Source organism: Streptomyces aureocirculatus (genome assembly GCF_000720475.1).
In the GTDB taxonomy this organism is placed as follows: Bacteria; Actinomycetota; Actinomycetes; order Streptomycetales; family Streptomycetaceae; genus Streptomyces; species Streptomyces aureocirculatus.
This window is the reverse complement of sequence record NZ_JOAP01000003.1, coordinates 43,667-56,889: the sequence shown is the minus strand read 5'-3', so window position 1 is coordinate 56,889 and position 13,223 is coordinate 43,667. Positions and strand designations below refer to the sequence as shown.

The 13,223-nt window shown below is 72.1% G+C and carries 7 protein-coding genes; 6 read left to right on the top strand and 1 reads right to left on the bottom strand.

Annotated elements, in window-relative coordinates; translation table 11 throughout:
• Positions 1 to 8 precede the first annotated feature (8 nt).
• Positions 9 to 1,298, bottom strand: coding sequence for a hypothetical protein (locus IG78_RS0103370; protein ID WP_030559611.1), 1,290 nt, complete (start codon positions 1,296 to 1,298; stop codon positions 9 to 11).
• A gap of 471 nt (positions 1,299 to 1,769) precedes the next feature.
• Here IG78_RS0103370 and gpmI point away from each other — a divergent pair, with 471 nt between their 5' ends.
• The 6 genes from gpmI (at position 1,770) to IG78_RS52395 (ending at position 13,223) form a co-directional block, all read left to right on the top strand.
• Entirely contained in the window at positions 1,770 to 3,269 is a 1,500-nt protein-coding gene (gene gpmI, locus IG78_RS0103365) for a 2,3-bisphosphoglycerate-independent phosphoglycerate mutase (RefSeq protein ID WP_030559610.1), read from the top strand.
• A gap of 76 nt (positions 3,270 to 3,345) precedes the next feature.
• On the top strand, positions 3,346 to 4,191 hold the full coding sequence (locus IG78_RS0103360) for a TauD/TfdA family dioxygenase (RefSeq protein WP_030559608.1): 846 nt from the start codon (positions 3,346 to 3,348) through the stop codon (positions 4,189 to 4,191).
• 290 nt (positions 4,192 to 4,481) lie between these two features.
• The gene (locus tag IG78_RS0103355) at positions 4,482 to 5,306 is read left to right on the top strand and encodes an isocitrate lyase/phosphoenolpyruvate mutase family protein (protein ID WP_063760693.1); all 825 of its coding nucleotides are present in this window, start codon (positions 4,482 to 4,484) and stop codon (positions 5,304 to 5,306) included.
• Complete coding sequence (gene aepY / locus IG78_RS0103350) at positions 5,303 to 6,532, top strand: phosphonopyruvate decarboxylase (RefSeq protein WP_078964779.1); 1,230 nt, start codon at positions 5,303 to 5,305, stop codon at positions 6,530 to 6,532. Before IG78_RS0103355 ends, aepY begins: the two co-directional genes overlap by 4 nt.
• A complete protein-coding gene (locus IG78_RS0103345) occupies positions 6,522 to 7,724 on the top strand; it encodes a phosphonoacetaldehyde reductase (protein WP_051852336.1) in 1,203 nt (400 codons plus the stop codon). Before aepY ends, IG78_RS0103345 begins: the two co-directional genes overlap by 11 nt.
• Positions 7,725 to 7,751: 27 nt before the next feature.
• Positions 7,752 to 13,223 carry a non-ribosomal peptide synthetase gene (locus IG78_RS52395; protein WP_063760692.1) on the top strand — a complete coding sequence of 1,824 codons (5,472 nt, stop codon included), beginning with the start codon at positions 7,752 to 7,754 and terminating at the stop codon, positions 13,221 to 13,223.

Here is a 13,223-nt window from a genome sequence, read left to right as displayed (position 1 = left end):
GCAGCCGGTCAGGGCCGGGAGGTGGCCGGCGGGACCGGCGCGCCGGCCGCCACGCAGTCGCGCAGGAACGACAGTTTCGAGTAGTGGTTGCGCTCGTAGGCGATACCGGCCTTGGCGAGGTGGGCCTCCACCAGGCGGGTGAGCCGCTCCATCTCGCCGTCGATGGTGGCGGCGTCGAGTCCCTCGTGCCGGTAGGTCTCCAGGTACTCCATCTCGACCTGCCGCAGCTTGCGCCCGCCGGCCGCGTCGACGGTCACCTCGTCCGTCTCGATGCCGAAGCCGTGGCCGGTCGCCAGGGAGTGCACGTTCACGTCGAAGCGGGTGCGCCGGAAGCTCGGAAGGCGCCGGAAGGTCAGTGCCGGGAACTCCTGGGACAGATACGCGTCGAAGTCGCCGCCGGGAACCTCGACGCCCTTGCGGAAGGTCTCCTCGCGGCGCAGGGCGTCGGCGGGGAACTTCTTCATCTTGAGCTGGTAGCGGTTGCCGGGATTCTCCTGGAAGGCGTAGTGGCCCACTTCGTCGGCGGGCCCGGTGACCTCGAAGTTGTGCTGCACGAAATGCCAGCGGGTCAGTTCGTAACCGGGGTACGTGATGAAGCCGGGGAAGTCGCCCGCTTCCACGGCCGTCCACATGTCCTTGGTGAGGGACCAAATGGAGGCTTCGTCGAGCAGGGTGACCTTCTGCTCGATCTCGATGTCCTCTTCGCAGTTGATATGGGCGTTGCTCTCGATCCGCATGTGGTCCTGGAGCTCGGTGCGGTACTCCAGAGCGCGGGCGACCAGGTCGGCGAGGCCGATGTCGGCGGCGTGCGCGAATCGTGCCGTCCGCACGAACAAGGTGCCGTTCGTGCGGTATCTGGCGCATATCAGGACTTCGGTGAAGGGCCCCGAAGCGGCCGTGTGCGTGCGGAGGAGCAGCAGCGGACCGAGCGCGGAAAGGGTGGCGTCGGCAGAATCCGGAATTCCGCCCTCCGTCGCGAGAACGCTGCCCAGATAGGCGGTGAAATCCGCTGGGAAGTGGGTGCAGGACCAGGTCGGCAGGGGGGCGGCGGGCGGGCTGAGCGGCCGCACCTGTCCCGCCGCCCGGACCACCGCGAGGGCCTGGGACGCGGTCTGCTCCGGGCGCAGGAACTCCATGGCCCGGGTGGCGTCACCGGCTTCGGCGGCGAGCTCGGCCACAAGCGCCGGGGCGTCCGTGACCGGGGTGACCGAGTACTGGTGGGCCATGTCGGCGATGACGAGGCGCCTGGTGACGATGGTCCCTGCTTCCCCGACGCCGGCGTTCGACTGCGCTGTCAAAGCAACTCCTAGGGATACTCGGGACACCGGAAATTATCGGCGGATAATGCGGGCGGATAATGCGGCGGACAACTCCGCGCGGACGCTTCGAAAATGTCGGGCGATAAAGGCATTGGGTGCCTTGGCGGGCGCGTGTACTGCGCCGGAGCCGGAAGTTCCGCCGCGCGGGAAAAGCCGGATGGATCAGTGTGGATTCGACCGCTGGCGGCCTGCTGATCACAACGACGACGCACACTAAACGGTGCCGACATTGCACGTCAATGGTCATTGATCGGCAGCCGGATTCGATGAGCAGTCACTATCGGCTTCTTTGAGAATCAACCGTCAGAACTGTCCGAAACTGGACATTAGCTCACTTGTTTGACGACGCAAAGTTACCCCCTTGACTCCCACTGTTCATTCAGTGAAGCTGCATGCTGCGATCTTGATCGACTCGATCAGGCGCTTCGGATCGGAAACCGGGGGGTTCGGGTGCGTGACGCTAAGCAGCGCCTTCTGCTGCTGGTGCTTGACGGGCTGGGATGGGCTCCCGAAGGCAGCCACAATCCGCTGTTGGAAGCAGATATTCCATTTATCTCCCGTCTCGCCGATGACACGCCTCCGACTCTCCTCGAAGCATCGGGTTCGGTGGTCGGACTGCCGCCCGGGCAAGTGGGGAACTCCGAAGTCGGGCACCTCACCATCGGCACCGGGCGCACCATCGCGCAGGCCTCGGTGAAAATCCGCCGGGCCGTCACCGAGGGCGGTTTCCGTGGCTGTCCCGCCCTCGCGGACGTCTTCGCCAGGTCACGCGCGGCGGGCACCCCGGTACACGTGCTCGGCATCGCCTCCGAGGGCGGCGCCCACGGGCACATCGACCACATCGGCGCGGTCCTCGACCTGGCAGCGGAGTACAACTGGTCGGACCGCACCTATGTGCACGCCGTCAGCGACGGACGTGACGTACCCGCACGCACCGCCCTCGAAGACCTCGCGCGACTGGAGGAGAAGGGCGCGCGGCTCGCCACGGTGGTCGGGCGGAAGCTCGCCATGGACCGCTCGGGCCGCACGGACCGCACGGCGAGTGTCGTCGCGGCCCTGACGGGCGAGAGCGTGGACGACGGCGAGGCGCCGGCGACGGCACCGGCGACGACGCGGGACTGGCGGGCGGCGGTCGCGGAGCACTACACCGCGGGCGGCACGGACGAGCACCTGCCGCCGATCGTCCTGGACGCGCCCCGCATCGCGCCCGGCGACGAGATCGTCATGACGAACTTCCGCCCCGACGGGCTGCGCCAGCTCGCCACCGCGCTGGCCGCGACCGGGCGCCCGCTGACCACGATGACCCGGTACAGCGACGACATCCCGGCGACCGTGGTCTTCGACCAGGAGCACGTGGACGGCACCCTGGCCCAGGCGGTCGCCGCGGCCGGGCTCGCCCAGGTGCACATCGCCGAACGGGAGAAGTACGGGCACGTCACATACCTCCTGAACGGCTACACCCAGCACCGCCAACCGGGCGAGCGGCACATCATGGTGGCCAGCAGGACCGACGTGCCGAGCTTCGACCTGGCCCCCGAGATGTCCGCGCGGGAGATCACCGCGCAACTGATCAGTGAACTCCGCTCGGGCGAGGCGCAGTTCCTGGTCGCCAACATCGCCAACATCGACACGGTCGGGCACACCGGCAACTACGACGCCGTGCGGCAGGCCGCCGAGGTGGTCGACGCCTGTCTGCGGGACATCGCCGAGGCCGCCGCCGAGCACGGCGCGTACCTGGTGGTCACCGCCGACCACGGCAACGGCGAGTCCATGCGCGAGGCCGACGGCACCACGCCGAGCACCCGGCACACATCGAGCCCCGTACCCCTGTGGGTGCTCGGCGCGGACCGCGCTCTCGCGCCGTCCGGCGACCTCCGGGACATCGCGCCGACGTGCCTCCACCTCCTGGGCATCGAGCCGCCCGCGGTTATGTCCGGCCGAGTTCTGTGACCCGAGTTCTGTGACCCGAGTTCCGTGCCCCGAGTAAGCCGCGTTCCGTAAGCCGAGTTCTGTGAAGGGCCCCCACATGACCACGCACCACGCCTTCGACCCGGTGCGCTTCGAGCTCCCCGCGCACCTGCGCAAGGGTGCTACGCGCGAAGAACTGCGTGCCGAACTCCTGCCCCACGCCCGCCGCTGCCTGGAGGGCGACCCCGGCTTCTTCGTCCTGACCGGCCTCGGCCACTTCGACGAGGAGGAGTACCGGGAGTTCGCCGTCACCGCCTCCGCCGCCCTCGGCGACCTCGTCCCGCAGGACAGCGAGGGAACGCTGCTGCGCGAGGTCCGCTACCGGGGCGTCGAGCTCGGTGAGGGCGCCACGGGACGCTACTCCGACTCCCGCACCGGCGGCAGCCTGCACACCGACTCCCCGCACCGGCCCACCGACGTGCCGGACTACTTCGCCCTCGCCTGCGTGCACCAGGCCGCCGTCGGCGGTGACCTCGTGCTCGTGCGGCTCGCCGACATCGTGGCGCGCCTGAGCGATCGGCCCGGCGTGCTCGACACGCTGCGCAGGCCCGTGTACTTCGACACCCGCGACGACACCCCGGGCGCCGCCCGCACGGTCCTTCGCCCCGTCCTGGAGCACACCGACGACGGCCGGGACCGCGTGCACTACCTGCGCGAATACATCGAGATCGGGCACCGCAGGGACGGCGTTCCGCCCCTGACCGAGGCCCAGATCGAGGCGTTCGACCAGTTCGACGCCCTGCTCGACGATCCGGAGCTGCGGTCGCAGGACCGGCTCGGGGAGGGCGAGATGATCTTCATCGACAACCGGTGGACCCTGCACGGCAGAGTGGAGTTCCAGGACAGCGACCAGGGCCACCAGCGGCTGATGCTGCGCACGTGGATCGCCGCCGACGTCTCCTGACCCGACGTCCGACGCCTCCTGGTCCGACGTCCACCGTCTCCAGGTCCGACGTCCGGCGTCTCCTGACCCGACGTCCGACGTCCGACATCTCCTGGTCCACCGTCGCCGCCGGGGCACCACGGCGGCGGCCCCCTGCCGTCCGCTCGCTTCTTCGCCGTTCACCGCCGCACATCCGTGTGCCGTAACGCACCTTCCAACCGCCGTCGGGAAACGGTCGTACGACCGTGCCTCCGGCGAGACCCAAAGGAGCAGCAACCTTGACCTCTCATCGGGCCTCCTTCCGTGAAGTCATGTCCCAAGGCGACCTGGTACGGGTCGCGGGCGCACACGACGCGATGGGCGCGACGCTCGCCCAGCAGGCCGGTTTCCAGGCGGTCTGGTCATCGAGCCTGGAGGTCTCCGCCTCGCGCTGCCTGCCGGACGCCAGCGTCCTGACGATGACCGAGTACCTGGCCGCCGCCGCCAACATGCAGAAGGCGATCGACATCCCTGTCGTCGCCGACGTGGACACCGGCTACGGCAACAACCTGAACGTCGCGCACATGGTCCACGAGTACGAGGCCGCCGGCATCACCGCCGTGGCCATCGAGGACAAGCTGTACCCGAAGGTGAACAGCTTCGCGGAGGTCGCACAGACCCTGCTGCCGCTCACCGACTTCGCGCAGAAGATCGAGACGGCCAAGAACGCCCAGCGCGGCGAGGACTTCTACGTCATCGCACGCACCGAGGCCCTCATCGACGGCCTCGGCGTCGAGGAGGCACTCAAGCGCTGCACGGCGTACGCCGACGCGGGCGCCGACGCGATCCTGATCCACTCCAAGAAGAAGGACGAGGGCGAGATCGTCGAGTTCCTCGACGGTTGGGACGGCCGCAAGCCCGTCGTCATCGTGCCGACCACCTACCCGCAGTGGTCCGCCGCGGAGGCGACCAAACACGGCGTCTCCGTCGTGATCTACGCCAACCAGGGCCTGCGCGCCACCGTCCAGGCCCTGCGCACCACCTTCGGCACCATCTACCGGGACGGCACGTCCCTCGGCGTCGAGTCCGAGATCGCCCCCGTGTCCGACGTGTTCGCCCTACAGCGACTTCAGGATTGGCTGGCCCTGGAAGCGTGATATCCAACGACGACTTCTGCACGGCGCTCGCGGACCGCGGTTTCGACTTCGTCGCCGGCGTCCCCTGCTCCTACTTCAGCGGCCCGATCGAGCGGCTGACCCGAGACGGCGTCTACCTCCCGGCCGCGAACGAGGGCGCGGCCCTCGCCGCCGCCGCGGGCGCCGCCGTCGCCGGGCACCGCGCCGCGGTCATCGCCCAGAACTCGGGGCTCGGCAACCTCGTCAACCCGCTGGCCTCGCTCACCGAGACGTACGGGATCCCGGTCCTGGTCTTCATGAGCCTGCGCGGCTGGCCCGACCCCAGCCAGGACGAGCCCCAGCACGAGATCATGGGTACGTCCACGCACAAGCTCCTCGACGCGCTGGACGTACCGCACCTGACCGTCCCGGCGACCGCCACCGCCGAGGACTTCGCGGACGTGCTCGACCACGCGGAGACCGAACTGGCCGCCGGGCGCACCGTGTTCGTCCTGACCCAGAAGGGGGCCATCGAGAAGGCCGCCGGAGCAGGGGGCAAGGACGGCGAGAAGCCCGCCGAGGCTGCTGCCGCCCCCCGTGAGCCGGGGCTCGGCCGGGTCGAGGTGCTGCGCGCGATCGAGCACCTCCTGGAAGGCGCCGCGGTGGTCTCCACCACCGGCTACACCTCCCGCGAGCTGTTCGGCGTCACCGGCTCCAAGAGCCACTTCTACATGCAGGGCTCGATGGGGCACGCCGCCGCGTTCGGCCTGGGCGTCGCCCTGCGCGAACCGGGTACGCCGGTCGTGGTCCTCGACGGCGACGGCGCCGCCATCATGCACCTGGGCACGCTGTCGTCGGTCGGCGCCGCGGCACCGGACCACTACGTCCACGTCATCTTCGACAACGGCTCGTACGAGTCCACCGGCGGCCAGGCCACCACCGCGCACACCACGAGGTTCGCCACCGTCGCCGAGGGCGCCGGCTACGCCTCGGCACGGGTCTGCGACTCCGTGGACGAGGTGACCGAGGCCCTCACCACGGCGCTCGGCGGCGGCGGGCCGCACCTGATCGTCGTCCCCGTCGCCAAGGCCGGGGCCTCCGCCTTCTCCCGGGCCACGGCCGCCATGACCACGACCGATATCCGCGAGGGCTTCGCGGCACGGCTGCGGGGCGAGTCCCGGCCTGGGGGTGAGTCCCGGCCTGGGGGTGAGTCCCGGCCTCGGGGTGGGTCCCGGCTGCGGGGCGAGGAGCACTCCGGTGGCGGCTGACTCCGGAGGGCACGGCGGGCTCGGTGGACACGACGGACACGACGGGCACGGCGTACCGGGCAGGCACAGTGGTGTCGAGGTGGTGTTCGGGGCGGGCGCGGTGCGGCGCCTCGACGCCATGGTCGACTCCTACGGCGCGCGCCGCGTCCTGGTCGTGGCCACCGAGGGCGGCCTGCGGCGGGCGGGCTTCGGGCACTGGCTGGAGTCCCCGCGCCACCATCTGTTCTCCGGCTTCCGGCCCAACCCGGCGCTCGACGACGTCCTGGCGGGCTGCGCCCTGCGCGACCGCGTCGGCCCCGACCTCGTCGTGGGGCTCGGCGGTGGCAGCGCCATGGACGTGGCCAAGATGGTGCGCGCCCTGCCCGCCGACGGCGCCGCCGCCCGCGCCTGCCTGGGCACGGGCGCGGCCCCGCTGCCGGTGGCCGGGGACCTCGTCCTCGTCCCCACCACCAGCGGTACGGGCAGCGAGGTGACGCAGTTCGCGACGGTCTTCGACGGGGAGCACAAGTTCTCCTTCGACCACCCGACGGCCGCGGCGACCCGCTCCGTCGTGGACCCGGAGCTGACCGCGACCTGCCCGGCGGAGGTCACCACGAGCTGCGCCATGGACGCGCTGTGCCACGCCGTCGAGTCGCTGTGGGCCCGCCGTTCGCAGGAGGGCTCGCGGGCCGACGCGCTGCGTGCCCTCGGCGCCCTCACCGGCCCGCTCGGCGACGGCGTCAAGGACACGTCGCCCGCCGTACGGGAGCAACTGGCCCGCGCGGCCATCGACGCGGGCCGCGCCATCAACGTCACCCGCACCACCGCGGCGCACGCCTTCGCCTACCGCCTCACCAGCCGCTACGGCGTCCCGCACGGCGTGGCCTGTCTGCTCAACCTCCAGTGGCTGTACGCCTACAACACCGAGCGGTACGGCACCCACTGCGAGGACGACAGGGGCCGGGCCCACGTCAGGGCCCAGCTCGACGCGGTGGCCGCAGCCTTCGGCCTCGACCCCGTCGACGTACCCGGCAGGCTCGGCGAGCTGCTCGCGCAGTCGGCCTGGTCGCCACGGCTCTCCGACTACGGCCTGACCGACCGGGAGCTGCCGGACTACGTCGCCGCGGGCCTCGGCTCCACGGCACGGGCCGCCAACAACCCCGTACGACTCGACGAATCGCTGGTGCTGAGGGCGCTCCGCGCCGTGCACTGACGCGGCAGGAAGCGGAAGGAAGCAGTCATGAGCAAGGCCGCTCCCTACGGGGCATGGAATTCACCCGTTTCGGCGGCTGACGTCGCGGCGACGGACAGTCACCCCAACTGGCCCGGGTTCGTCGGCGACGAGATCTGGTGGTCGGAGCGGCTGCCCCAGGAGGGCGGGCGTACGACGCTCATGCGCGCCGATCCCGGCGGCGGCGCGCACAGCGCCCTGCCCGCGCCGTGGAACGTGCGCAGCAGGGTCATGGAGTACGGCGGCCGGGCCTGGGCGGGCGCGGCCACCGGGGACGGCCCGCTGATCGTCTTCGTGCACGCCGACGACCAGCGGCTCTACCGCCACGACCCGGCCACCCCCGGCGCCGCGCCCCGGCCCCTCACGCCCGCGTGCGCACCCGGCGCCGGGCCGGCCTTCGTCGACCCGGTGCTGCCCGCTGCCGCCGGGGCGGTACCGGCCGAGGTCTGGTGCGTACGGGAGCAGACCGCTCCGGGAGGTGTTCCCGTACGGGAACTGGTGGCGGTGCCGCTGGACGGATCGGCCGCCGGGGACGGCGCGCTCGTGCGCACACTGGCTTCCGGGCACGACTTCCTCACGGGGCCGCGCATCGCGCCGGACGGGCGGCACGTCGCCTGGATCGGCTGGGACCACCCCGACATGCCGTGGGACGCGAGCGAGGCCTGTGTCGCCGAGATCCGCGACGACGGCACCCTGACCGCGGCCCGCGTCGTCGCGGGCGGGCCCGGGGAGTCCGTCGCCCAGGTCGAGTGGACCGACGACGGCGGCCTCTATGTGATCACCGACCGCTCCGGCTGGTGGAACGTGCACCGCGCCGAACTCGGCGTGCACCGGGCCGAACTCAACGTGCGCCGGGCTGAACTCGGCGTGCACCGCGCCGACCTCGGCGGTGGCTCCCCGCGGGTGGTCGCGGTGTGCCCGCGTGCGGAGGAGTTCGCCGGGGCGCTCACCAAGATCGGGCTCACCTGGTGCGCACCGCTGCCCGGGGGGCGGCTCGCCGTCTTGCACGGCACCCACTCCATGTCCCTTTCGGTACTCGACCCCGCCACCGGGGAACTCACCGCACTGCCCTGCCCGTTCACCGAGTACGAGCCCCTGCTCGTGAGCCAGGGCCACCGGCTGGTCGCGATCGGCGCGCGGGCGGACCGCGACTTCACGGCCGTGTGCGTCGACACCTCGGACGGTACGTGCACGACGTTGTCGCAGCCGCGCGCGACCGTACCCGCGGATCTGCTCCCGGTGCCCGAGGCCCGCACCTTCCACGGGAGTGACGGCCGCCCGGTGCACGCCGTCGTCCTCCCGCCGCGCAACCCCGCCTTCACCGGGCCGCCCGGGGAACGGCCGCCCTACGTGGTCTTCGCCCACAGCGGCCCCACCAGCCGCTTCCCCATGGCGTACGACCTGCGGACCGCGTTCCTCACCAGCCGCGGGATAGGCGTCGTCGGCGTCAACTACAGCGGTTCGACGGGGTACGGCAGGCAGTACCGCGAACGCCTCCGGCACGCCTGGGGCATCGCCGACGTCGCGGACTGCGCCCTGGTCGCCGAGGCGCTCGCGGCGGAGGGCGCAGCCGACCCCGACCGGCTCGCCATCCGCGGGGCGAGCGCCGGCGGCTGGACCGCCGCCGTCTCCCTGACCACCCTCGACACCTACCGCTGCGCGGCGCTGCACTACCCCGTACTGGACCCGGTGACCTGGCGGAACACCCAGAACCACGGCTTCGAGGCGTTCTACCTCGACACCCTCGTCGGACCCTGGCCCGAGGCCGAGAGCGACTATCTGACGCGCTCGCCCGCCCACGCCGCCGACCGTGTCGCCGTGCCGTTCCTGCTGCTCCAGGGCAGCGCCGACCCGATCTGCCCGCCCGCGCAGGCCGAGCGGTTCCTGGCGGGGGTACGGCCGGAGGCGGCACCGTACCGGCACCTGGTCTTCGACGGCGAACGGCACGGGTTCAAGCGGAGCACGACCATCGTGGAGTGCGTCGAGGCGGAACTGGCGTTGTTCCAGGAGGCATTCGGGGTGCGTGAGATTTTGCTTGAGATTCAGCCTGAGATTCTGCCTGGGATTCCCGAGGCGCCTGATTCGGAGACCGTGCACGGCCTCGTCGCGGACCGGGCGGCCCGCGCGCCCGAGCGGATCGCCGTCCAGGACACCACGGGCTCCTGGACGTACGCCGAACTGCTCGCCCGTGCCGACGAGTTGAGCGTGCTGCTGGGTCGGGCCGGGGTGTGTCCCGGTGACCGGGTCGGCATCCATCTGGACCGTACGCGTGACCTCGTGGCCGGGCTGCTCGCCGCGTTGCGCGCCGGATGCGCGTACCTGCCACTGGACCCCGAGTACCCGGCCGACCGGCTGCGCTTCATGATCGAGGACGCCCGGCCCGCGGCCGTCCTCACCCGCAGGACCCTGCCGGAGCCTCCGTACGGGGACGGGACGCGGCTCGTGCACGTCGACGAGCCGGGTGCGCCCAGCGGGGAGGCCGCGGGGCTCACGCCGGTGGTCTCCACGGGCCTCACGCCGGTGGCTTCCCCGGGGAGCGCGCCGGTGGCTTCCACTGGGCTCACGTCGGTGGCCTGTTCGCCGGACCAACCGGCCTTCGTCATCTACACGTCCGGCTCCACCGGCACCCCCAAGGGCGCCGTGCTCGCCCACCGCGGCATCGTCGACATCCTGCGGCACAGCAGGGACGCGTTCGGTTTCACCGAGGACGACTCGGTGCTCGCCATGGCCGCGTTCTCCTTCGACTTCGCCCAACTGGAGCTGCTGCTCCCGCTGATCAGCGGGGGTACGGTGCATCTGCTCGACCGGGCCGTGGCCCGCGACCCCGAACTGCTCGAAGCGGCGCTCGACGCGCGTCGGGCCTCGTTCGTGATGGGCACGCCTTCGATGTTCGCCGCGCTCACCGCGTTCGGCTGGCGGCCGCCGCGCGGTGTCAGCATCGTCTCGGGCGGCGAGAGCCTGTCGCCCGCCCTCGCGGAGGCACTCGCGCCCGCGGCCGCGCTGTGGAACATCTACGGCCCCACCGAGACGTCGATCTTCTCCCTGTACGAGCGGGTGCCCACATCCGGCGGGCCGGGCGCCGCCACTTCCGTACCGGGACAGATACCGGGCGCCGCCACCTCCGTACCCGGACAGGCACCGGGCGCCGACATCACCATCGGCCGACCCGTGCCGCACACGGTCGTCGAGATCCTGCGCGACGGCGCGCGCTGTGCCGACGGCGAGACCGGCGAGATCCACCTCGGCGGTCCCGGCCTCGCCCTCGGCTACCTCGACCGTCCCGAGCTGACTGCCGGGCGCTTCCTGCCCGACCCGTTCCGCCCCGGCGAGCGCCTTTACCGCACGGGCGACCTGGGCCGCAGGCTGCCCGACGGCCGCATCGCCTACGAGGGGCGCGCCGACGACCAGGTCAAGATCCGGGGGCACCGGGTCGAACCGGGCGAGGTGGAGGGGTGGCTGCTGCGACACCCGTCGGTCCGCGCCGCCGCCGTCGTCGCGGAGCGGGGGCATCATGCGCTGCGGCTCGTGGCTTATGTCGTACTTGCGGTGGGGGCGGTGGGCGCGCAGGGCGCGGGAGGCACGGTGGGTGCGGAAGGCGCGGTGGGCGCGGGAGGCGCGCAGGGCGCCGAGGGCGCGGGAGGCGCGGCGGGCGCGCAGGGCGCCGAGGGCGTGGGAGGCGTGGCGGGCGCGCAGGGCGCCGAGGGCGTGGGAGGCGTGGCGGGTGATACCGCCGATCTGCGTGCCCACCTCGCCCGGCACCTGCCCGCCCACGCCCTGCCCCACCGCATCGTCGCCGTCCCCGAGATACCGCTCAGCCCCAACGGCAAGACCGACCGCCGTGCGCTGCGTGCGGCGGCGCGGCCCCGGTCCGCGGGGGCGGAAAGTCTCGCCGGGGTGTGGCGCGACGTCCTCGGTGTCGCCGACGTCACCGCCGCGGACAACTTCTTCGCGCTCGGCGGGGACAGCCTCAGCGCGATGGAGATGACCATCAGGGCACGGGACCTCGGCATCCAGTTGCGCGTCGCCGACCTGTACGGCACGCGGACCTTCGGCGAGCTCGCGGACACGGTCGGGGCACGCGGCCCCGCCCCCTCCGCCGCTCCGGCGGCCACCGCCGAGTTGCCGACGGCGCTGTCCCCGGCCCAGCTCCGCTTCCTGGAGTGGGACTACCGGGACGCCGACCACTACAACGTCTCGCTGCTCCTGGACGTAGCGGACACCGTGGACCGGGACGCGCTCCGTGAGGCCCTGGACGCGCTGGCCGAGCGGCACCCCGCGCTGCGCCTGCGGCTCACCGGCCCCGCCGGGGCGCCCGTACCGGTCACGGACCGGCCGACGGGCGCGCCCCTGTTCTGGTACGAACTCCCCGAAACCGATGACGTCGACGCGGTCGAGCGGGCCTTCCTGAAGGAGGCCGACCTCCTCCAGCAGTCGCTGAGCCTGCGCGAGGGACCCGTCTGGCGTGCGGCCCACTTCTCCGGGAGCGGCGGCCACCAACTGCTGCTCGTGTTCCACCACTTCATCGCCGACGGCATGTCCCTGAAGATCATCGCCCGAGACCTCGGAGCGCTCTACGCGGCGGCCGCCGGCGCGGAGCAGGGGGCGGTGCCGCCCGCCCCCGCGTCCTCCTGGGCGGCGCACGCGGGCACACTGCGCCGGTTCGCCAACGGCCCGCTCGACGAGTTCCTCGTACGCCGCTGGGAGTCCCTGCCCTGGTCGCAGTGCGCCCCGCTGCCCGCCGACCGTCCTGACGGCAGCATGCACCTGAGCCACATCAGGGCGTTCGACACCGAGGTCCCGCTGCCCGCGGGCATCAGTGCCCCGCGCCAGGAGGAGCTGCTGATCTCGGCCGTCGCGGCGGCCGTCGCCGAGGAGTCGGGCACCCGCGGCGGCGCCGTCGAGGTGTGCCGCCACGGCAGGACCGACCTCACCGGCGGGCCCGGCCACTTCGACGCGGTGGGCTGGCTCAACAGCATCACGCCGTACGTACTCGCCCTGCCGGGACCCGGCGCCACGGGTGCCGGGACCGCCGCCGCGCTGCGGGCGCAGATCGCCGAGATCCGCGACCTGGAGCAGACCTGGGGAGCCCTGCGCCACCTGCACGACGACGCGGGCGTACGCGCCAGGCTCGCCGCGCTGCCCGCCCCGGACGTCTATCTGAACTTCCTCGGCTCGCACATGCGCGAACTGGAGGCCGCGGGCCCCTTCCGGCCGCGCCACGGCGACGTCGGCACCGAGATGACCCTCGACCGCACCCAGCCGTACCGCATCAAGATCTACGCGGAGACGGAGACGGAGAGGGAGAAGGAGACCGAGACGGAGACCGAGGCGGAAACGAAGGCGGAAACGAAGGCGGAGAGCGCCGCGGTCACCGTACGGCTGAAGTGGCAGTACAGCGCCGACGTCGACGACGAGTCCCGGATCCGGCGTATCGCCGCTTCGTGCGCGCGGCTCCTCGATCGCCTGGCCCGCTGCCACTGA

Bases quoted from the DNA above. Each gene is read 5' to 3' on its own strand.
- IG78_RS0103355 (WP_063760693.1), top strand. From the start codon at position 4,482: ATGTCCCAAGGCGACCTGGTACGGGTCGCGGGCGCACACGACGCGATG.
- IG78_RS0103360 (WP_030559608.1), top strand. From the start codon at position 3,346: ATGACCACGCACCACGCCTTCGACCCGGTGCGCTTCGAGCTCCCCGCG.
- IG78_RS52395 (WP_063760692.1), top strand. From the start codon at position 7,752: ATGAGCAAGGCCGCTCCCTACGGGGCATGGAATTCACCCGTTTCGGCG.